Here is a 19,082-nt window from a genome sequence, read left to right on the forward strand (position 1 = left end):
CAGGCCATGTGAAGTGTCGCCATGATCAACTGGCCGAATTTCGTCTCGCAACTGTTCAACGGCCTCGCGCTCGGCGCGCTGCTGGCACTGATCAGCTCCGGTCTAACCATCATCTACGGCACGCTCGGAGTGCTCAATCTCGCCCACGGGGCGATGTTCATGATCGGCGGCTATGCCGGATACGTGGCCTACACCTATACGGGCTCGTTCATCCTCGCGGTCATCGCGGGATCGCTGTTCGTGATGGTGCTCGGCGTGGTGATGGAGCGCGTCATCATCCGCCACTTCTATCACCGTCCGCATGAGGACCAGCTCCTGGTCACGTTCGGGCTCGGCATCTGCTTCGTCGAGATCGTGCGGCTGATCTTCAGCAGCCAGTCGCAGGTCGTGCCACCGCCGGCGGCGCTGCAGGGCATCACCTCGCTCGGCTTCCTGTTCTATCCGACCTATCGCCTCGCGGTCGTCGGCATCGTCGCGGTCGCGCTCGGCGCGCTGTTCCTGGTCCTCTACCGCACGCGGCTCGGGATGATCGTGCGCGCCGGCATCGAGGATTCGGTGATGGTCGATTCGCTCGGCATCAACGTCTACCGCGTCTTCATGATCGTGTTCGGCATCGGCGCGATGGCCGCGGGCTTTGCCGGCATCATCAATGCGCCGGTGGTCTCGCTCACGCCGGGCGTCGGCGACGACATCCTGGTCGAGACCTTCGTGGTGGTGGTGATCGGCGGCGTCGGCTCGTTTCCCGGCGCGATCCTCGGCGGCCTGATCGCCGGCGAGATCATCAGCATCACCTCGATGTTCAACCCAGGCTACGCCTATGTCATGCTGTTCGCGGCGATGACGCTCGTGCTCGTGCTGCGACCGCACGGCCTGCTCGGCACGCAGGGCCGCGAATGACGACGGATCAACAATGCTGAAACAGCGCCCCTTCCTGATCGAGACCCTGACGGCCATCGGCCTGATCGCCGCGCCTTTCGTGCTGCCGCTGCTCGGATTTGCGCCGAACACGGTGAACCGGATTCTGGTCTGGGGCCTGTTCGGCCTCGGCTTCGATATCCTGTTCGGCTTCACCGGCCTGTTGTCGTTCGGCCAATCCGCGTTCTACGGCACCGGCGGCTTCGTCGCGGCGTATCTGTTGACCCAGGCCGGCTTCCCGAATGTCGTGCTTGCGCTCATCATCGGCATGATCGCGGCCGCCGCCACCGGCTATCTGATCGGCCTGATCGCGTTGCGCCGGACCGGCATCTACTTCGCCATGATCACGGTCGCGATCGCGGAGGTGTTCTTCTTCGTCGAGTTCAATCCGCTGTCGGACTTCACCGGCGGCGAAAACGGGCTGCCGGGCGTGCCGACCCCGAGCTTCAATCTCGGCTTCACCACGCTGCATTTCACCACCGGCTGGTCGCTCTACCAGTTCCTGGCGCTGTGCTACTTCATCGGCGTCGCGATTGCGCTGCGCATCGTCCGCTCGCCGGTCGGCGCCATCTTCAGCGCCATCCGCGACAACCCGCTGCGGGCGACGGCGGTCGGCCACAACATCCACGGCTACAAGCTGACCGCCTTCGTGATCGCCGCCGCCTATGCAGGATTTGCCGGCGGCCTGTTGGGCGTGCTGCAGGCCTTCATGCCGCCCGATGCCTTCACCTTCGACACCTCAGGGCAGCTCGTGATGCAGACGGCGATTGGCGGTCGCGGCACCCTGTTTGGGCCGCTGGTCGGCGCCGCCGTCTGGCTATCGCTGCAGGATTTCCTGCAGGCCACGCTCGGGCTGGGCGCCGCCTGGAAGCTCGTGCTCGGCATCGTCTTCGTGCTACTGGTGTGCTTCCTGCGCCGCGGCATCGTCGGCGGCCTCGTGGATCTCTACGGGCTCCTGACCGGACGGCGCGGCAAGGCGCCGGACGAGAGCGCGCCGCTGGACAGCGCGGTGACCGCCGAAGCCAGCCCCGCCCGGCAGATCACAGCCGCACCCATGCCGGCGCGACACGGCGCCGCCGCCGATCCGTCCGGACCGATCCTGCAGGCCAGGGGCCTGACCAAGCGCTACGGCGGACTGGTCGCCAACAGCAATATCGATTTCACGGTCAATCATGGCGAGCTGCGCGGCATCATCGGCCCGAACGGCGCCGGCAAGTCGACCTTCTTCAAGATGCTGACCTGCGAGGTTCACCCGACCTCGGGCACCATCATGTTCGAGGGCCGCGACATCACCGGAATGAACGTCACCGACGTGTGTCAGCTTGGCCTGACCAAGAGCTACCAGGTCAACCAGCTGTTCGCCGGACTGACCGTCCGCGAGAACCTGGTGATCGCGGCCCTGTCGGCGCTTCGCGGTAAGTTCCGGCTCGATCTGTTCCGCAGCATCGACAGCATTCCCGGCCTGTCCGAGCAGGTGCAGCACACGCTCGAGCTAGTCAATCTCGCGGCGAGGCCGGACACGCCGGTGTCCGAGCTCGCTTATGGCGAAAAGCGCCGGCTCGAGATCGGACTGGCGCTCGCGACGTCGCCGAGCCTGCTGCTGCTCGACGAACCGCTGGCCGGCATGAGCCCGCGCGAGCGCGTCGAGACCGTCAAGCTGCTGAAGTCGATCAGCCGGGGCCGGACGATGATCATCATCGACCACGACATGGACGCGCTGTTCGAGCTCGCCGAGCGCGTGACCGTGCTGCAGGAAGGCCGCGTCCTGGTCGAAGGAACGCCCGAAGAGATCAAGAACAACTCGACCGTCCAGGAGGCCTATCTCGGCGGCGTGCATGGAGAGCTCGCCGCATGAGCCTGCTCGAGGTTAACGGACTGAACAGCTATTACGGGGATTCTCATATCCTGTTCGACGTCTCGCTGCGCGTCGAGCGCAACGAGGTGGTGGCGCTGCTCGGCCGCAACGGCGCCGGCAAGAGCACGACGCTGAAGAGCTTGATGGGCGTGGTGACGCCGCGCAGCGGTTCGGTGATGTTCGACGGCGCCGAGGTCGCCGGCAGGAAGAGCCACAGGATCGCGCAGGCCGGCATGCAGCTGGTCCATGAGGAACGCCGCATCTTCGGCAGCCTCAGCGTCGAGGAGAATCTCGTCATCGCCGGGCTGACCGCCTCGCAGCGCTGGCCGCTCGACCGCATCTACGAGATGTTTCCGCGGCTCAGGGAGCGCCGGGGCAATCGCGGCACCGACCTGTCGGGCGGCGAACAGCAAATGCTGGCGATTGCCCGCGCGCTGGTGCGCGACCCGAAGATCATCCTGCTCGACGAGCCGTTCGAGGGGCTGGCGCCGGTCATCGTGCGCGACCTGATGAAGGCATGCCGCGAGCTTGCCGAGACCGGACAGACCATCGTGCTGGTGGAGCAGAACCTGGCCGCCACACTCGCGCTCGCGGAGCGCATCTACATCATCAACAATGGACATATCGTCCATGAGGGACCCGCGGAGGAGATCAAGGCGCAGCCCGACGTGCTGCAGCGCTATCTCGGGGTCTAGGCCACAGTCCAGCTCAGTTTCCGAGCGCGGCGATCATCCACCGGGCATGATCGGCAAGCACGTCCATGTCTTCCTTGCGGGTCTGGGGCGGCAGCAGCGCCACGCCGTCCTTGACCGGCATCACATGCATATGCAGGTGAAGGACCACCTGGCCGCTGGCGGGTTCGCTGAATTGCTGGATGATGATGCCGTCCGCATGGAACGCTTTCATCGCGGCGATGGCGATCCGTCTCGCCGACCGGGCGACCTCCGCAAGGTCATCTTCCGCGATATCGAGGATTCCGCGCGCTCGTGCTTTCGGGATCACCAGCGTATGCCCCGGCGAGCGCGGCATGATGTCGAGGAAGGCGAAGGTCCGGTCGTTTTCATAGACCTTGAAGCTCGGGATCTCGCCGCGCAGGATCTTGGCGAAGATGTTCTGGTCATCATAGGGCGTCATGGTCGTTGCTTCCGGATCGGGTCGTTCAGACATCAACCGTGCGCGCCGGCCGCGCACGGCGCAAGTGATATCGACGCCGCGTCGACCATCGGCTAACAACGCGCGATGAGCGAACCCGCTGACAATGGCAGCCAGACCGTCGAGATCATCAGGCGCGCGCTCTCCGCGCGCCTCAAGGCCGCCGGCAACGGCTCCGCCGAGCTCGATGCACGGCTCCTGGTCGGCGCCGCGCTCGGCCTCGATCTGACCGGCATGATCACGGCGGCAGGCCGCGCGATCACGCCGGACGAATCGGATCGCCTCGAAGCCTTCGCGCAACGCCGCCTCGCCGGCGAACCGGTTGCCCGTATTCTCGGCATGAAGGAGTTCTGGGGACTACCGCTCAAGCTCTCGGCTGCCACGCTGGTGCCGCGGCCCGACACCGAAACGGTGGTCGAGCGCGCGCTGGAGTTGTTGCGCGCCGACGGCGCGACCGATCGCGCGCTGCGGATCGCCGATCTCGGCACGGGCTCCGGCGCGATCCTGCTGGCGCTGCTCTCGGAACTGCCGCATGCGCGCGGCTTCGGAACCGATATCTCGACGGAGGCGCTGCGGACGGCGAGCCGGAACGCCGCGGAGCTCGGACTTGCGGATCGCGCAACGTGGATTATGTGTGACTACAGCAGTGGTCTCACAGGCGCGTTCGATTTGATCGTGTCCAACCCGCCCTATATCCGCACAACCGACATTGAAGGTCTCGCCGCCGAAGTGCGTGACCATGATCCGCGTGCGGCGCTTGATGGCGGCACGGACGGGCTCGATGCCTACCGCGCGTTGATTGCGCAATCCACGGGTCTTTTGACGTCACGTGGCGTTCTGGTTGTGGAAGTCGGTCTCGGCCAGAGCGACGACGTTGAAGCCCTGATGACGGCATCGGGATTATCCCCAACAGGACTGCCCAGGGCCGATCTCGGGGGCATCCCACGGGCGGTTTCGGCCCGGCGACTGCCCCGATAAAGTCCTATTTGAACGCAAAAAACCTCTTGGAATATCCCCCGGGAACGACTACGTTCCGGGCATAACATCGGTGCTGGCCCCGTAGCCTACGGGTGATGACCAGGGTTCTCGACGGGAACCCGCCGATTGAAAGGTTCCAAGAACGCAGGTCACATAGAGCGCAAGAGCCTGAGCCGTGCTGCTCTCGACCGCCAAGCGAACGAAAGCCTGTTATTGCGCTTGAAGACTTACGCAAGAGAACTGCGCCTGTCTCGACGGGCGGAATGATTTGGTCGCCGGCGAGGTCGTCGGCGGTTGGGGAACGCGTCTTTGCTGAACGCGATGGTCGGCAAATCGAAGCCAATTTCGAACGGTAGTGCGATTCCGTGCGCGTGAGCGCGCACCGAATCGAACGTAGCAATGGACGGCAATAACTTCAGGGCTGGAATAAAAGGCGACAGATGAGAAACGGTCAGAATAACAAGCGGATGCGCAACCGGAACAATAACAATAACAACAACAATAACCGGCGCGGCCAGAATCCCCTGACACGGGTGTATGAATCGAACGGACCCGACATCAAGATCCGCGGCACGGCCTCCCACGTGGCCGAGAAATATGTCCAACTTGCCCGCGACGCGCGCTCCTCCGGCGACCCCGTGGCCGCCGAAAACTACTACCAGCATGCCGAGCACTATTACCGGATCATCGCGGCCGCTCAGGAGCAGTTCCGGCAGAACCAGCAGCAGCCGCGCCCCGACGCCGAAGTGACGCTGTCCGAGGACGGCGACGACGACGGCTACTCGAGCTTTGGTCAGGAGCCGGGCTTCGTGCCGCAGCCGCAGCCCTATATGCGCGACAACGGCCAGCAGCCCTACCAGCGCGACCAGCAGCAGCCGCGCGAATATCAGCCGCAGCCGCAGAGCCAGCCGCAACCCGTGATGGCCGATGCCGGCGGTGTCGATCGCTTGCCCTCCTTCATCACCGGAAGCCCACAGCCGCCGGCCAGCGGCACCTATGAAGGCAATGGCGGCGGGGAACGCAGCGAGCGTGGCGAACGCTTCCCGCGCCGCCGCCGTCGGCCGCACGGCCCGCGTCCCGAGATGGCCGCGCAGCCGGCGCCGAGCGATGATATCAATCCGGGCAACGATTAAGGCTTCGGATCAATCTTGAGAAAAGGGCGGGCAACGCGTGAGGCGGCCCGCCCTTTGCTTTTGCGCCTTTGCTGTTGCCCGCGCATTCTCGGTTCTGACTGAATCAGAACCAAAGCTCCGGGCTCGTGCGTTTTCTTCACACGATCCGGCGTCCGTTTCGCTCGAAAACGCCTTGTCCGCGCGTCGCCGTCGACGACGGCACCAGCACCGGCTGCAGCGACGGGATCAGCCGCGTGCGCTCGCGGTGCGCGGGAATCGCGCGATAGACCTGCTTGCTGGCCTCGACGATATGCACGCCGGCGAACGGCAGCGACAGTGCCGCGCCGACGCGCTCCCATGCCATCGCCGAGCGCAGGAACCAACCGCCCTGCACCGGCGGCATGAACAGCGCCTCGCCCCATGCCGTCGGCGTGAACCAGGTCTGCCGCAACAGTTGCGTGATCTGCGCGCGCGAATACGGGCGACCATGGCCGAACGGCGTGTTGTCGGTGCGCGTCCATACGCCGCGGCGATTCGGGATCACGGCGATCAGCCGCCCGGACGGCGCCAGCACCCGCCAGACCTCGCGCAACAGCCGCTCCGGATCGTCGGACATCTCCAGCGCGTGCACCAGCAGCACGCGGTCGACCGCGGCATCCTGCAGCGGCATCGAGAATTCATCGATCAGGGTCGCGAGCGCGGGCCGCCCGGTCGGCCATTTCAGCACACCCTGGGCCGCCGGCATGAAGGCGATGCAGCGCTCGCAGGACTCGCGAAACAGGCCGAGATAGGGCGTCGGATAGCCGAGCCCGAGCACGCGCTGCCCTTCCGCATTGGGCCAGCGTTCACGGATGCCGCGGTTGATCAGCTGCCGGGCCACGATGCCGAGGCGCTGCGAATAGAAGTCGCGGAGGTCTATGACGTCCATGAGTCCAACCTAACATGCCGCTTGCGGCCGCGGCGCGCGGAAAATTGCGTTGCCGCAGGAGCGTTAACGCCGTATTTCACCCCTATATTTGGCGTGTTAGAGCATGATCCGAAAAAGTGGGAACCGGTTTTTTCGATAGGATCAGGCTCAGCTAGAGAGACGTCAGAGCATGGTCCGGTCCCAGGCGGATCATGCTCGGGCGTCCTCGCCCAAGCACTTCGTGGAGATATCATGGCCGCCGAAATTCGTACCTTTACCTGCCTCACCGACAATTTCGGTTACCTGGTCCACGACCCCGCGACCAAGGCCACGGCGTCGATCGACGCGCCGGAGGCCGCACCCATCATCAAGGCGCTGGAGCGTGAGGGCTGGACGCTGACCGACATCCTGATCACCCATCACCATGGCGACCATGTCGGCGGCGTCGCCGAGCTGAAGCAGAAATACGGCTGCCGCGTCGTCGCCCCGCATGACAAGTCGGCGAAGATCGCCAATGTCGACCTGCGCGCCGCCAATGCCGACGTGATCAAGGTCGGCAGCCTGCTGGCGCGCGTGGTGGAGACGCCCGGCCACACGCTCGACCACATCTCCTACGTGTTCGACGGCGAGAAGGCGGTGTTCGCTGCCGACACGCTGTTCTCGATCGGATGCGGCCGGGTGTTCGAAGGCAATTACCCCATGATGTGGGATTCGCTGCAGAAGCTGCGCTCGCTGCCGGACGACTTCCGGCTCTATTGCGGCCATGAGTACACCGCCTCCAACGTCAAGTTCGCACTGACGGTGGAGCCGGACAATCCGGCGCTGCAGGCCCGCGCCGCGGAGGTCACGAAACTGCGCGCCGAGAACAAGCCGACGATTCCCGTGCTGCTCGGCGACGAGAAGAAGGCCAACGTGTTCCTGCGGGCCGACGAGCCTTCGGTCGCGGCGAAGCTCCGCATGAAGGGCGCCGACCCGGCCGAAGTGTTCGGTGAGCTCCGCGAGCGCAAGAACAAATCCTGATGTCGCAGCCCTCGGCGGCCGAGATCATCGCGCAGCTCGAGCTGAAGCCGCATCCGGAAGGCGGACATTATCGCGAGACGTTTCGCGACAAGCGCTGCGACGGCAGCGGACGCGCCTGCTCGACCGCGATCTACTTCCTGCTCGCGCGCGGCGAGCGCTCGCACTGGCATCGGATCGACGCGGTCGAGGTCTGGCACTACTACGCTGGTGCGCCGCTGATCCTGCAGATCGCCCATGAGGGGTGCCGCCGGCACAGGGTCACGCTCGGTCCCGACGTCAGCAGCGGCGAACGGCCGCAGGCTATCGTGCCGGCGGGTGCCTGGCAGGCCGCGGAAAGCACCGGAGACTGGACGCTGGTCGGCTGCACCGTGGCGCCGGGATTCGAGTTTGCGATTTTCGAGCTGGCGCCGAAGGGCTGGGAGCCCTCTTCGTAGGATGGGTAGAGCGAAGCTCTACCCATCCTACGTCCTCTTTCTCAACACCATGTCCTTGGCCGCGATCAGACCACCGCCCGCGATCAGGATCGCAGCGATGGCGATGTTGGCGCTCGGTCTGGCGAAGCCCGCGAGGATCAGGAAGGCGGTCGACAATAGCGGCGTGGCATAGGATGCAGCGCCAAGCACGCGGATGTCGCCGCGCTTCATGCCGATGTCCCAGGCGAAGAACGCAGCACCCACCGGGCCGATGCCAAGTCCGACGACGGCGAGCCATTGCAGCGGCGTCGCGGGCCACACCGAGGTCTCCGCCATCATATGCACGAGCGCGGCAAGCATCGCGGTGGCGAGGCAGAAGCCGGCCACCGCATCGGTCGGCACCGCCTTCAGCCGGCGCGACATCACCGAGTAAGTCGCCCAGACGAAGGCGGCGACAAAGGCGGCCGCGAAACCCGGAATCTGGCTCTGCGCGAAGCTCCCGGTATTGCCGGCGAACAGCAGCACCGTGCCGACCAGGCCCAGCACCGCCCCGACGATGTGATGGACCGCGAGCCGCTCACCCGGCAGCAGCGAGGAGAACAGCACGATCAGGAGCGGCCAGAGATAATTGAGCAGGCCTGCTTCCGCCGGCGGCGCGAAGCGCAGCGCCAGGAAATACAGCGCGTGATAGCCGAACAGGCCGCCGACGCCGACGGCCCAGGCGACCGGCGGCTGCTTCAATGCGGCGAAGGCGGACGGACGAAACAGGAAGCTTGCGAACGCCACCGCCGCCCCGATCGCGAAGGTCATCGCAGCGAGTTGGAAGGCCGGAATCTGCCCGGTCGCAACCGTCATGACCGACAAGAGCGACCACATCAGGATGGCGGTCAGTCCAGCAAGGGTGGCGGTACGAGTCGACATCAGGGCAAGATCCGGCACGGCCGGGCACGAGCGCAGAACATCTCTTCGCTCAAGTTGCCGCGGCCATCCACGTCATCGTTCGGAACACCCTTGTAAAGACGTTGATGCCCGGCACAAGGCCGGGCACCATGACTTGATTGATAACGCCTGCGACGCGACGACGCTTCGCGCGTCACGCGTGATATTGACCACCATTGATGGTCAGCGTCGAGCCGGTGATGAACCCGGCATCGTCAGCGGCCAGGAATACGACCGCGCGCGCGATCTCCTCCGGCTCGCCGAGGCGATTGACCGGGATCTGCGGAATCACGTTCTTCTCCAGCACGTCCTTCGGCACCGCCTGCACCATCTCGGTGTTGATGTAGCCCGGAGCGATCACGTTGACCGTGATGCCGCCCTTGGCGTTTTCGATCGCGAGCGCCTTGGTGAAGCCGATGTCACCGGCCTTCGCCGCGGAATAATTGACCTGGCCGAACTGGCCCTTCTGGCCGTTGATCGAGGAGATCGAGATGATACGGCCGAACTTGCGGGCGCGCATGCCCTCGATCACCTGGCGCGTCATGTTGAACAGCGAGCCGAGATTGGTGTTGATGACGGCATTCCACTGCTCGAGCGTCATCTTGTGGAAGGCGGTGTCGCGGGTGATGCCGGCATTGTTGACCAGCACATCGACCGAACCGAGCTCGGCCTCGACCTTCTTCACGCCGTCCGCGCAGGCGTCGAACGAGGCAACATCCCATTTGAACACGGGGATGCCGGTTTCGGCCTTGAACTTCTCCGCAGCCGCATCATTGCCGCCGTAAGTCGCCGCCACCTTGTAGTCCGCCGCCTTCAGAGCCTTGCTGATCGCAGCTCCGATGCCCCGCGTTCCGCCCGTCACCAATGCAACACGTGCCATGTCCGACTCCTCCTTGGCCGTCTTTTACAGCCGGAATGACTCCGGCTTTTTTGCACTCACTCACGTACAAAACAAAAATGCCCGGCGCGTGGCCGGGCATCTTATTTATCAGCTCGCGCCGCGGTTGACAGATGATCTTTTCATCACCTAACCCGCCCCGCTGCCTTTTGTTCAGTCGCGTGCAACGCACATGGCGATGCCCATGCCGCCGCCGATGCAGAGCGTCGCGAGGCCCTTCTTGGCATCGCGCTTCTGCATCTCATGCAGCAAGGTCACCAGCACGCGCGCGCCTGACGCACCGATCGGGTGACCGATCGCAATCGCGCCGCCGTTGACGTTGACCTTGGCGGTATCCCAGCCGAGGTCCTTGTTGACCGCGCAGGCCTGCGCGGCGAACGCCTCGTTGGCCTCGATCAGGTCGAGGTCGGCAATGTTCCAGCCGGCCTTCTTCAGCGCGGCGCGCGAGGCGGGGATCGGGCCGGTGCCCATGATCTTGGGGTCGACGCCGGCCTGGCCCCAGGAGACGATGCGGGCGAGCGGCTTCTTGCCCTGCCGCGCCGCCTCCTTGGCGGTCATCAGCACCACGGCGGCGGCACCATCGTTGATGCCCGAGGCGTTGCCGGCGGTCACGGTGCCGTCCTTTTCGAAGGCGGGCCGCAGCTTGCCCATCGCGTCCAGCGTGGCGCCATGGCGTGGATACTCGTCGGTGTCGACGACGACATCACCCTTGCGGGTCTTGATGGTGACCGGAATGATCTCGTCCTTGAACCGGCCCGCCTTCTGCGCGGCCTCGGCCTTGTTCTGCGAGCCGACGGCGAACTCGTCCTGCTGCGAACGGGTGATCTGGTACTGCTTGGCGACGTTCTCGGCGGTGTTGCCCATGTGGTAGCCGTTGAAGGCATCCCACAGCCCATCCTTGATCATGGTGTCGACCAGTTCGAGGCCGCCCATCTTGACGCCGCCGCGCAGATATTGCGCGTGGGGGGCCATGCTCATGGACTCCTGGCCGCCGGCGACGACGATCGAGGAGTCGCCATTGACCAGTGCCTGGTAGCCGAGGGCGACCGAGCGCAGGCCCGAGCCGCAGAGCTGGTTGACGCCCCAGGCCGGGCTCTCCACCGGGATGCCGGCCGAGATCGAGGCCTGGCGGGCCGGATTCTGGCCCTGCGCGGCGGTGAGGATCTGGCCCATGATGACTTCGGAGACCTGCCCGGGCTCGACGCCCGCGCGCTCCAGCGCCGCCTTGATGGCGATCGCGCCGAGGTCGTGGGCGGGGGTGGTGGCGAACGCGCCGTTGAAGCTGCCGACCGGGGTGCGGGCGGCGCTGACGATGACGACATCGTCTGACATGGACATCTCCTGTGGTTGTAGCTGGGTTTTTTCGACGGCGGGCGGCCGGTTGGCGGGCCTGTCTCTTAGCTACCCATCCTGTAAACCTCGTTGAGGCATGTCAATCGGAGTGTGGCCGAATTCGCGCCGCGACGCATTCAAATTGACGCCCTTGGCAGTTTCCTGAGCAATCCCTATGCTTTGAGATTAACCGTGCCGCACAAAACGGTAGCCGAAGCGCTTTGAAAATGCTTACCTTTGCTGCGATGCGTTGCATTTAGCCCTGCGGCGGTGCTGCCGGGTTCCGGATCCTTCGGTGTTTGAAGTGTGAGCCCATGGCAAAATCTGAACAACCGACTACGATCAAGAAATACGCGAACCGGCGGCTCTATAATACCGGTACGAGCACTTACGTGACACTCGAGGATCTCGCCGCGATGGTGAAGGAAGGCGAGGATTTCCTCGTCTACGACGCCAAGACAGGCGACGACATCACCCGCTCGGTGCTCGCGCAAATCATCTTCGAGCAGGAAAACAAGGCCGGGCAGAACCTGCTGCCGACCACGTTCCTCCGCCAGCTGATACGCTTCTATGGCGACAGCATGCAGATGGTGGTGCCGAAATATCTCGAACAGTCGCTCGAAACGCTGACGAAAGAGCAGGAGAAGTTCCGCAAGCAGATCGCGGGTGCCTTGAGCGGCACACCGTTTGCGCCGCTGGAAGAACAGGTCCGCCGCAACATGGAGCTGTTCCAGCAGACCTTCTCGATGTTCAAGCCGTTCGTGCCGCAACGCACGAATGCGGAGCCGGAGAAGGTGCCGGAGCCTGCGCCCGATGAGAGCAACATCGACGACCTTCGCCGCCAGATGAAGGACATGCAGGAACGCCTCGAGCGCATGTCGCAGCCGAAGAAGGACGAGTAGGCGTTTCGTCGCGCATTCCGCGCTTTGTGGTCCGTCGCGCTGAGGAGGCTGCGAAACAGCCGTCTCGAAGCACGACCGCCACCGGCCGGGCCGTGCATCCTTCGAGACGCCGCTGCGCGGCTCCTCCAGCGACAACGGCGAAGCCGTTGCGCGGGGATGACGGGTCTTGTAGCGGCACTTCGAACTACCCCGCCGCCGGCACTGCCTTCTCGGGCGGCCCGCTCCAAGGCCGGTCCGGTGACGCGAGGCCGATCAGGCGGCCCTGGATGAAGTCGCAGCCCCACTCGCGAAGCATCACGGCGGCTTCTTCGTCCTGCACCCACTCGGCGACCGTCTTGATCTGAAGCCGCCGCGCCAAGTCGATCAGCGTCTGCACAAAGGCGCGATCGTCGGCCGAGTGCACGATGTTCTGCACGAAGGCGCCGTCGATCTTCACGAGATCGACACCGAGCTTGCGCAGGTTGCGGAACGAGGTGTAGCCCGCGCCGAAATCGTCGATCGCGATCCGGCTGCCGAAATTCTTCAGCCGCGTGACGAAGCCGCGGACGTGGTCGATGTCCTGGATCGCGACCGTCTCGGTGATCTCGACGATCAGCCGCTCGCCGACGCCGGGATGCGCACGCATCAGCGATTCGATCGTGGTCCACCAGTCCGGATCCATCGTGGTGTCGGGCGAGATGTTGAGGCTGAGCTGCACGCCGGGCGCGGCGGCGAGTTCGGCAATCGCCAGCTCCAGCACGCGGTGATCGACCAGCCGGATCAGGCCGAGCCGCTCGGCAACCGGCACGATGTCAGGCGCGAGCAGCGCCTGGCCGTCCTCCTGCTCCATGCGGACCAGGCATTCATAGAACGCGGGCTGCCGCGAGTGCACCTCGACCACGGGCTCGAACCCGATCACGATCCGCCGCTCGTTCAGCGCGGTGACGATCTCATCGGTGACGCGGATGTTGGCGCGACGCTGGGCGTCGCGCTCGACATTCGGCTTCCACATCGCGAACGATCCGGCCCGGCGGCTCTTGGCGGACTCCAGCGTCTCCTGGGCGCGGTTGACCGCCTCCTCCGCCGACCTCGCATGCCGCGGGATGGTGACGGCGCCGATCGAGGCCGTCACCGACACCGGGCCGGACTTGGTCGGCACCACGTCGTCGCGCACCGCGGCCAGGAACCGTTCGGCGGCCACATTGGTGTCGTCGACCGTGCAGTTGCGCAGGATCAGACCGACCTTGTTGCCGGAGAAACGGCCGAGCATGTCGCCGCTGCGCAGCCGCGCGCGAATCCGCTTCGCGACCTCGGCGATGACAGCATCCGCGACGTCGAAGCCGAAGGCGTCATTGACCCGCGCCAGATGATCGATGCCGATCAGCATGAAGGCGCAGGAGGTGCGGAAGCGCGCACACTCCTCGATCGTCTCGGCGAGCGAGGCGATCAGATGAGTGCGGTTGAGCTCGTTGGTCAGCGGATCGTGACGCGACAATTTGAGAAGCTGCTCGTCGCGGGCGTGGCGCTCGTTGTTGATGCGAACGATGCCCTGCGCGCGCTCCGGCCGGCCGTCGGCGCCCGCAAACCAGACGCCGGTTTCCTCGATCCAGATCACGGGCGCGGAGGTTACGGCGCGCACGCCGTATTCGATCCGATAGGGAATCGCTTCGCCGCTTGGTGCCGGCGCGGCCAGGCCGAGCGCCTCGCGGCGCAGGGAGGGCGATGGCTCGATCAGTCTGGCGAACTCCGCGCCGCTGGCGAATGCCGCCTCGGGTATGTCAGGGAAAACCGCCGCGACATTGTCGCTCCACGCAAGCGCGTCGGTCGCCAAATCCCAAGCGAATGTTGCCTGGCCGAGCGAGGCGAGGATGCTGGCAGCTGGCGGGACAGAGGGCATCGGGCTTGCCTCGATTCGGAACAGCACGCGGTGATTCTACGTCCCAAAGATAGTGGTTCCGGCAAATCCAACGCTAGGTGAAGTTGATAAATAATCCGGAAACCACATTTGACGGCGCCGCGGAACGGATGCGGCATATTCGGCATGGTCCTTGCCGTGATAAGGGTGCAGAGGGACGCAATGTCCCAAAATGTGACGGTTAACCCGGGCCTGTTGCAATGTTCGATATCGATCAATCTGATGTCGAGGAGGATGAGGTCGCGAGCGATCGCAAGGCGCCCTGCACGGCATTGGTCCCGCTGACCGGGACGACCCATTGGGCGCCCAAGGTGCCGCTCATCAATGCCGATCCCTCTTTCGTCGCCCAGTTGCTCGCGACCGCCGAGCGCGAACCGCAGACCCGCAGGCTCCGGCGGGGATCACTGGCCGACGCACAGAGCGCGTACGATCCGCATCTGCGCGAACGCCGCAGCGTCGCGCGGCGGACCCGGCAGATCATCTAGCGATTAATCTTCAGGGCTTCGGCGTATCTGACGGCGGCTGGTTGCCGGGCTGCAGATCCGGTGAGGCGACCGAGGGCTTTGGCGCGGCCTGATCGAGCAGCACGGATTCCGCGACCGATGCCGCAGGGGGAACTGGCGCGGCGGGCGGCGGCGCACCAGGCGCAGGTGCAGCGGCAGGTGCGGGCGCAGCGGCCGGCTCAGGCTGGGGTTGCAGCGTGTCGCTCGGCACCGGCTCGGACCTGCTGGCATGGGCGCTTGGTGCCGCAGGCACGGCCTGCGCGCGGCGGCGCGTGCGCAGCGCAATTCCCGAGATGAAATCGACCAGCGCAAGCAGCGCGAGCAGGAAGTAGGTCGAGGTGCCGAATTTCGGCCAGAGCACGAACTCGGCGGCCGCGGCGCCGAACACGATCAGCGAGAGCAGATGATCGGTGAGATATTTCGCGCCGGGGCGGGCGGCCTTGATGACCTCGAGCAGCAACAGCAGCACGCCGGCGGCGAGCAGCATGTCGCTCAGCGTGATCTGCCATTCCTCGCCCGACATCAACGTCAGCCTGATCAGCGGGTCCGTGAAGGACACGCCGGGCATCAGGAAAACGATGATGTTGTAGACCGCGAGCGGAATCAGGAGCAGCGGAAAACCGACCATCGGGCTTGCGCCTTATTCAGGGAGAACCAAGCACTACGGCGATGCATCAGCCTCGCCGCAGACGCGCCCGTCTTGACCGCACTCGTTGGCCGAATTCAGGCGCAGCGCCGCAAGCATTGCAGCGCAGGCCGGACGTCCGATCAGGACTCTTTCTTGGCCTTCAGGACCTGGCGGCCCTTGTACATGCCGGTCTTCAGGTCGAGGTGGTGCGGACGACGCAGTTCGCCGGAGTCCTTGTCCTCGACATAGGTCGGGGTCTTGAGCGCGTCGGCCGAACGGCGCATGCCACGGCGCGACGGCGAGGTTTTTCTTCTGGGAACGGCCATAACGGTGTCCTCTAGGGGTGTTGCGGAGGCATCGTCCGAAATGCGGACGGCACAGCGCTGAGAGCGCAAGCTGCGATGCCGGTAAGGCCGCGCTTATAGAGGAAGGGACCGCGTAAATCTAGGGTGGGATAACGCAAAATGCGCCCGAAATCGGCTTAAGTGCCGCGATTTTCGCGCCAGCAGCGCCCAACCTTATTGGCCCGCGCCATATAGGTGCCGGACAGCCGGCGTACCCCGGGGCCCGGGTTCCGGGCACTTCTTTTAACCGGATTCGGCAGGATTGCTGCCAAAAGCGCCGCCTCGCGCGGCGACAGGGCGGCCGCCGACCTCCCGAAGGCGTATTGTGCACCGGCTTCGGCACCAAACTGCCCGGACGGCCCCATTTCGGCGATGTTGAGGTAGATTTCCAGGATCCGCTGCTTGGGCAGCACGAAATCGATCCAGAGCGCGAGCGGCAATTCCAGGCCCTTGCGGATCACGCTGCGACCGGACCAGAGGAACAGGTTCTTGGCGACCTGCTGGGTGATGGTCGATCCGCCGCGCGCCACCTCGCCGTCCTCGGCGTCGTCGATCACCTCACGCAGCGCGCCCCAGTCGATGCCGCGGTGGGTGCAGAAATGGGCGTCCTCCGAGCCGACCACGGAACGCGGCAGATAGGGTGAAATTGCACCAAGATCGATCCAATGCCGCGTGACCGGCGCGCCCTTCAGCGTCCGCCACGCCATCAGGGCCGAGACCGGGTGGCCGGTGCGGTAGAACGGCGTCACCAGGTACGGCAGCAACAGCAGGGCCAGCAAAAGCAGCAATAGAATTCGGACGATGCGCAAAACAAGGGTCCCGGCGGGGACGCGGTCCACCCGCCAGAACAGGGCCGGGCACCCGACGTCCGCATGATAATTCACGGTTTTTCCAGCACTTTTAAGGCGCATTCCGTCGCAGGGTGGAATTGACGAAGCCGGTGCCATCAACGATTGTCCGCCCGAAAATCGATCTGGAGCAATTCTTAATGACGACCGGTACTGCAGAGTTTGCCAAGCGGCTGGACCAGACCGCGGAGGATACCGAAGCCCTGCTCGCGCAATTGCTGTCTGACGCGACGGAATCCGACGAGATCGTGCGTCCGAAGCGGCTGATCGAGGCGATGCGTTATTCCAGCCTCGGCGGCGGCAAACGGCTCCGGCCGTTCCTGGTGGTCGAGAGCGCGGCGGTGTTTGGGGTGCCCCGGGAGTCGGCCCTGATGGCCGGAGCGGCGCTCGAATGCATCCATTGCTATTCGCTGATCCACGACGATCTGCCGGCGATGGACAATTCCGACCTGCGCCGTGGCCGTCCGACCCTGCACAAGGCCTATGACGACGCGACCGCGATCCTCGCCGGCGACGCGCTGCTCACCATCGCCTTCGACATCGTCACCCGCGACGCGATCCATAAGGACGCCACGGTCCGCCTGCTCCTGACCCGCGCGCTGGCGCGCGCCTCCGGCATCGGCGGCATGGCCGGCGGCCAGATCCTCGACCTCGCTGGCGAAGGCCGCTTCGGCGACCGCGAACCGGTCGACGTCGCCCGCCTGCAGCAGATGAAGACCGGCGCGCTGTTGCGCTTCGGTTGCATCTCCGGAGCGATCCTCGGCCAGTCCTCGCAGAAGGAATACCAGGCGCTCGACGATTACGGCAAAGCACTCGGCGAGGCCTTCCAGATCGCCGACGACCTGCTCGACGTCGAGGGCGACTCGGCAGCACTCGGCAAGCCGGCCGGCGCGGATGCCGCGCTCGGCAAGACCACCTTCGTCACCCAGCTCGGCATCGATGGCGCGAAACAGCGCGTGCGCGACCTCGTTGCACGTGCCGATGCCGCACTGTCGGTGTTCGGCGCCAGGGGCGACGTGCTGCGGGCGACGTCGCGCTTCGTCGCCGAGCGCAAGAACTAGCCGACGAAATGAGCAGGGAGTTCGAGGCCCGCCTTGTTCGTTTCCGCAAGCTGCCGCTGCCGGTCCGCGTTATCGTGGGCCGGCCGCGCACCTTCGTCTCGGTCGCCTTCGGCATCCTGGTGGCGCTGCTGGTGCCGGAATCGGCGCGCACCGTCACGCGCCTGCTCGCCGGCTGGGACGCCTTCGCCGCGCTCTATCTCGTGCTCGCCTATGTCATGATGCTGCGCTGCGACGTCGGCCACATCAAGCGCAATGCGATCGTACAGGACGATGGGCGGTTCCTGATCCTGTTGCTGACGGCCCTTGGCGCGTTTGCCAGCCTGGCCGCCATCGTCTCCGAGCTCGGCGCGGCGAAGGACAATCCGGCGGCGATCGCGGTTGCGGTCGTCACCATCGCCCTGTCATGGACAGTGGTTCACACCGCGTTCGCGCTGCACTACGCCCACGACTTCTATCGCGGCAAGACACCCGGCGGCCTGCAGTTCCCGAGCGGCGACGAGCATGTCGAGGCCGACTATTGGGACTTCGTCTATTTCTCGTTCGTGATAGGCATGACCGCGCAAGTCTCCGATGTCGGCATCACCGACAGGATCATCCGCCGCACCGCGACCGTACACGGCATCATCTCGTTCGTGTTCAACACCGCACTGCTGGCCTTGATGGTGAACATCGCGGCGAGCGCGATCTAGTCTAATTGCAAACCTCGACATTGCCGACCCGAGACTGGGGCCGCCGCCGCGATACCGAGATGGCAGCCGGGCCTGACAAGACGGCACAGCTAGACATCGCACATGGTCTGCCGGCGGAGATGGTGCAATTCAGTGGTTCATGGCTAAATCCTGTCAGCGCCAATTCCTGCCGGGAGGACTAACCCATGAGCCAAGATCGATCGAGCGTCGAAGATGTCGTGCAGACCTATTTCGACGGCCTCTACGAAGGCAGCGCCGACAAGCTCGGCACCATTTTCCATCCGTCTGCCGACCTCCGCTGGGTCGAGAAAGGCGAGCTGCAGGTGCTGACCGTGCCGGACTGGCTTGAGCGCGTGCGCAAGCGGCCGTCGGCGAAGGCGGAAGGCAAGCCGCGCGAGGACTTCATCGTCACCATCGATCGCTCCGACGACAAGACCGCCTTCATCAAGGTTCGCTGCCAGCTGCCGCCGCGCTACTTCACCGACTATCTGGTGGCGATGAAGCTCGCCGATGGCTGGCAGATCGTCTCGAAATCCTACCGCTACGACCTCCGGGAGTGATCGCCGGCGTTTCGCCCGCCACTTCGGATCGCCCGTAAGCCGTACGGCTCCCTTTGACAGCTGTCGTACGACGACCTTGTGACCGGCTCGGGCGACCCGCGGCCGGCCGATCCGCATTGACTGGCGCTGGTT

At 65.0% G+C, this 19,082-nt stretch carries 21 protein-coding genes; 12 read left to right on the forward strand and 9 right to left on the reverse strand.

Features of this window, described 5'->3' with window-relative positions:
• The first annotated feature begins 21 nt into the window (after nt 1–21).
• Genes MTX23_RS34230 through MTX23_RS34240 form a run of 3 tightly spaced genes read left to right on the forward strand, consistent with a single transcriptional unit; the run spans nt 22 to nt 3,465 of the window.
• A complete protein-coding gene (locus tag MTX23_RS34230; protein ID WP_280974476.1) occupies nt 22–897 on the forward strand; it encodes a branched-chain amino acid ABC transporter permease in 876 nt (291 codons plus the stop codon).
• A 13-nt stretch (nt 898–910) separates the two neighbouring features.
• Nucleotides 911–2,770 carry a branched-chain amino acid ABC transporter ATP-binding protein/permease gene (locus tag MTX23_RS34235; protein WP_280974477.1) on the forward strand — a complete coding sequence of 620 codons (1,860 nt, stop codon included), beginning with the start codon at nt 911–913 and terminating at the stop codon, nt 2,768–2,770.
• Nucleotides 2,767–3,465, forward strand: coding sequence for an ABC transporter ATP-binding protein (locus tag MTX23_RS34240; protein WP_280974478.1), 699 nt, complete (start codon nt 2,767–2,769; stop codon nt 3,463–3,465). The genes MTX23_RS34235 and MTX23_RS34240 overlap by 4 nt, the downstream gene beginning before the upstream one ends.
• A 13-nt stretch (nt 3,466–3,478) precedes the next feature.
• On the opposite strand, the gene MTX23_RS34245 is transcribed toward MTX23_RS34240, so the two are convergent.
• Nucleotides 3,479–3,904 carry an HIT family protein gene (locus MTX23_RS34245; protein ID WP_280978317.1) on the reverse strand — a complete coding sequence of 142 codons (426 nt, stop codon included), beginning with the start codon at nt 3,902–3,904 and terminating at the stop codon, nt 3,479–3,481.
• Between the two features lie 105 nt (nt 3,905–4,009).
• Here MTX23_RS34245 and prmC point away from each other — a divergent pair, with 105 nt between their 5' ends.
• Nucleotides 4,010–4,900, forward strand: coding sequence for a peptide chain release factor N(5)-glutamine methyltransferase (gene prmC, locus MTX23_RS34250; RefSeq protein ID WP_280974479.1), 891 nt, complete (start codon nt 4,010–4,012; stop codon nt 4,898–4,900).
• Nucleotides 4,901–5,340: 440 nt separating this feature from the next.
• Nucleotides 5,341–6,033 (forward strand): DUF4167 domain-containing protein, encoded by a 693-nt coding sequence (locus MTX23_RS34255; RefSeq protein ID WP_280974480.1) that lies wholly within the window; start codon nt 5,341–5,343, stop codon nt 6,031–6,033.
• A gap of 136 nt (nt 6,034–6,169) precedes the next feature.
• Here MTX23_RS34255 and MTX23_RS34260 read toward each other — a convergent pair whose 3' ends face one another.
• Nucleotides 6,170–6,940 carry a methyltransferase domain-containing protein gene (locus MTX23_RS34260; protein ID WP_280974481.1) on the reverse strand — a complete coding sequence of 257 codons (771 nt, stop codon included), beginning with the start codon at nt 6,938–6,940 and terminating at the stop codon, nt 6,170–6,172.
• Between the two features lie 231 nt (nt 6,941–7,171).
• On the opposite strand from MTX23_RS34260, the gene gloB reads away from it, so the two are divergent.
• Together gloB and MTX23_RS34270 are read left to right on the forward strand one after the other, a co-directional pair.
• Nucleotides 7,172–7,939, forward strand: coding sequence for a hydroxyacylglutathione hydrolase (gene gloB, locus MTX23_RS34265; protein WP_280974482.1), 768 nt, complete (start codon nt 7,172–7,174; stop codon nt 7,937–7,939).
• Entirely contained in the window at nt 7,939–8,373 is a 435-nt protein-coding gene (locus MTX23_RS34270; RefSeq protein ID WP_280974483.1) for a cupin domain-containing protein, read from the forward strand. Before gloB ends, MTX23_RS34270 begins: the two co-directional genes overlap by 1 nt.
• A 27-nt stretch (nt 8,374–8,400) precedes the next feature.
• Here the strand turns inward: MTX23_RS34270 and MTX23_RS34275 are convergent, their stop codons facing one another.
• The 3 genes from MTX23_RS34275 to MTX23_RS34285 all read right to left on the reverse strand — a co-directional run bounded on the left by MTX23_RS34275 (nt 8,401) and on the right by MTX23_RS34285 (nt 11,521).
• Complete coding sequence (locus MTX23_RS34275; protein WP_280974484.1) at nt 8,401–9,273, reverse strand: EamA family transporter; 873 nt, start codon at nt 9,271–9,273, stop codon at nt 8,401–8,403.
• A gap of 172 nt (nt 9,274–9,445) precedes the next feature.
• Nucleotides 9,446–10,171: an acetoacetyl-CoA reductase gene (gene phbB, locus MTX23_RS34280; RefSeq protein WP_280974485.1), complete on the reverse strand. Its 726-nt coding sequence runs from the start codon at nt 10,169–10,171 to the stop codon at nt 9,446–9,448.
• Nucleotides 10,172–10,342: 171 nt separating this feature from the next.
• On the reverse strand, nt 10,343–11,521 hold the full coding sequence (locus MTX23_RS34285; RefSeq protein ID WP_280974486.1) for an acetyl-CoA C-acetyltransferase: 1,179 nt from the start codon (nt 11,519–11,521) through the stop codon (nt 10,343–10,345).
• A 314-nt stretch (nt 11,522–11,835) separates the two neighbouring features.
• Between MTX23_RS34285 and phaR the strand changes: the two genes are divergently transcribed.
• Nucleotides 11,836–12,423 carry a polyhydroxyalkanoate synthesis repressor PhaR gene (gene phaR / locus MTX23_RS34290; RefSeq protein WP_280974487.1) on the forward strand — a complete coding sequence of 196 codons (588 nt, stop codon included), beginning with the start codon at nt 11,836–11,838 and terminating at the stop codon, nt 12,421–12,423.
• Between the two features lie 184 nt (nt 12,424–12,607).
• Here the strand turns inward: phaR and MTX23_RS34295 are convergent, their stop codons facing one another.
• Nucleotides 12,608–14,299 (reverse strand): bifunctional diguanylate cyclase/phosphodiesterase, encoded by a 1,692-nt coding sequence (locus tag MTX23_RS34295; protein WP_280974488.1) that lies wholly within the window; start codon nt 14,297–14,299, stop codon nt 12,608–12,610.
• A 218-nt stretch (nt 14,300–14,517) separates the two neighbouring features.
• On the opposite strand from MTX23_RS34295, the gene MTX23_RS34300 reads away from it, so the two are divergent.
• Nucleotides 14,518–14,802 carry a hypothetical protein gene (locus MTX23_RS34300; protein WP_280974489.1) on the forward strand — a complete coding sequence of 95 codons (285 nt, stop codon included), beginning with the start codon at nt 14,518–14,520 and terminating at the stop codon, nt 14,800–14,802.
• 10 nt (nt 14,803–14,812) lie between these two features.
• Here the strand turns inward: MTX23_RS34300 and MTX23_RS34305 are convergent, their stop codons facing one another.
• The 3 genes from MTX23_RS34305 to mtgA all read right to left on the reverse strand — a co-directional run bounded on the left by MTX23_RS34305 (nt 14,813) and on the right by mtgA (nt 16,601).
• Entirely contained in the window at nt 14,813–15,448 is a 636-nt protein-coding gene (locus MTX23_RS34305; protein WP_280974490.1) for a hypothetical protein, read from the reverse strand.
• Nucleotides 15,449–15,588: 140 nt separating this feature from the next.
• Nucleotides 15,589–15,774, reverse strand: a complete 186-nt coding sequence (gene rpmF, locus MTX23_RS34310; RefSeq protein WP_044536294.1) for a 50S ribosomal protein L32 — start codon at nt 15,772–15,774, stop codon at nt 15,589–15,591.
• A 155-nt stretch (nt 15,775–15,929) separates the two neighbouring features.
• Nucleotides 15,930–16,601, reverse strand: coding sequence for a monofunctional biosynthetic peptidoglycan transglycosylase (gene mtgA / locus MTX23_RS34315; RefSeq protein WP_280978318.1), 672 nt, complete (start codon nt 16,599–16,601; stop codon nt 15,930–15,932).
• Between the two features lie 179 nt (nt 16,602–16,780).
• Here mtgA and MTX23_RS34320 point away from each other — a divergent pair, with 179 nt between their 5' ends.
• The 3 genes from MTX23_RS34320 to MTX23_RS34330 all read left to right on the forward strand — a co-directional run bounded on the left by MTX23_RS34320 (nt 16,781) and on the right by MTX23_RS34330 (nt 18,950).
• Nucleotides 16,781–17,701: a polyprenyl synthetase family protein gene (locus MTX23_RS34320; RefSeq protein ID WP_280974491.1), complete on the forward strand. Its 921-nt coding sequence runs from the start codon at nt 16,781–16,783 to the stop codon at nt 17,699–17,701.
• Nucleotides 17,702–17,709: 8 nt separating this feature from the next.
• Nucleotides 17,710–18,390 (forward strand): DUF1345 domain-containing protein, encoded by a 681-nt coding sequence (locus MTX23_RS34325; protein WP_280974492.1) that lies wholly within the window; start codon nt 17,710–17,712, stop codon nt 18,388–18,390.
• A 185-nt stretch (nt 18,391–18,575) separates the two neighbouring features.
• A complete protein-coding gene (locus tag MTX23_RS34330) occupies nt 18,576–18,950 on the forward strand; it encodes a nuclear transport factor 2 family protein (protein ID WP_280974493.1) in 375 nt (124 codons plus the stop codon).
• Nucleotides 18,951–19,082: the final 132 nt, after the last annotated feature.

It is taken from the genome of Bradyrhizobium sp. ISRA436, assembly GCF_029910015.1.
Taxonomy (GTDB): domain Bacteria; phylum Pseudomonadota; class Alphaproteobacteria; order Rhizobiales; family Xanthobacteraceae; genus Bradyrhizobium.

Coding starts and splice junctions, on each gene's coding strand:
- MTX23_RS34230 (WP_280974476.1), top strand. CDS start 22: ATGATCAACTGGCCGAATTTCGTCTCGCAACTGTTCAACGGCCTCGCG.
- MTX23_RS34235 (WP_280974477.1), top strand. CDS start 911: ATGCTGAAACAGCGCCCCTTCCTGATCGAGACCCTGACGGCCATCGGC.
- MTX23_RS34240 (WP_280974478.1), top strand. CDS start 2,767: ATGAGCCTGCTCGAGGTTAACGGACTGAACAGCTATTACGGGGATTCT.
- MTX23_RS34245 (WP_280978317.1), bottom strand. CDS start 3,904: ATGACGCCCTATGATGACCAGAACATCTTCGCCAAGATCCTGCGCGGC.
- prmC (WP_280974479.1), top strand. CDS start 4,010: ATGAGCGAACCCGCTGACAATGGCAGCCAGACCGTCGAGATCATCAGG.
- MTX23_RS34255 (WP_280974480.1), top strand. CDS start 5,341: ATGAGAAACGGTCAGAATAACAAGCGGATGCGCAACCGGAACAATAAC.
- MTX23_RS34260 (WP_280974481.1), bottom strand. CDS start 6,940: ATGGACGTCATAGACCTCCGCGACTTCTATTCGCAGCGCCTCGGCATC.
- gloB (WP_280974482.1), top strand. CDS start 7,172: ATGGCCGCCGAAATTCGTACCTTTACCTGCCTCACCGACAATTTCGGT.
- MTX23_RS34270 (WP_280974483.1), top strand. CDS start 7,939: ATGTCGCAGCCCTCGGCGGCCGAGATCATCGCGCAGCTCGAGCTGAAG.
- MTX23_RS34275 (WP_280974484.1), bottom strand. CDS start 9,273: ATGTCGACTCGTACCGCCACCCTTGCTGGACTGACCGCCATCCTGATG.
- phbB (WP_280974485.1), bottom strand. CDS start 10,171: ATGGCACGTGTTGCATTGGTGACGGGCGGAACGCGGGGCATCGGAGCT.
- MTX23_RS34285 (WP_280974486.1), bottom strand. CDS start 11,521: ATGTCAGACGATGTCGTCATCGTCAGCGCCGCCCGCACCCCGGTCGGC.
- phaR (WP_280974487.1), top strand. CDS start 11,836: ATGGCAAAATCTGAACAACCGACTACGATCAAGAAATACGCGAACCGG.
- MTX23_RS34295 (WP_280974488.1), bottom strand. CDS start 14,299: ATGCCCTCTGTCCCGCCAGCTGCCAGCATCCTCGCCTCGCTCGGCCAG.
- MTX23_RS34300 (WP_280974489.1), top strand. CDS start 14,518: ATGTTCGATATCGATCAATCTGATGTCGAGGAGGATGAGGTCGCGAGC.
- MTX23_RS34305 (WP_280974490.1), bottom strand. CDS start 15,448: ATGGTCGGTTTTCCGCTGCTCCTGATTCCGCTCGCGGTCTACAACATC.
- rpmF (WP_044536294.1), bottom strand. CDS start 15,774: ATGGCCGTTCCCAGAAGAAAAACCTCGCCGTCGCGCCGTGGCATGCGC.
- MTX23_RS34320 (WP_280974491.1), top strand. CDS start 16,781: ATGACGACCGGTACTGCAGAGTTTGCCAAGCGGCTGGACCAGACCGCG.
- MTX23_RS34325 (WP_280974492.1), top strand. CDS start 17,710: ATGAGCAGGGAGTTCGAGGCCCGCCTTGTTCGTTTCCGCAAGCTGCCG.
- MTX23_RS34330 (WP_280974493.1), top strand. CDS start 18,576: ATGAGCCAAGATCGATCGAGCGTCGAAGATGTCGTGCAGACCTATTTC.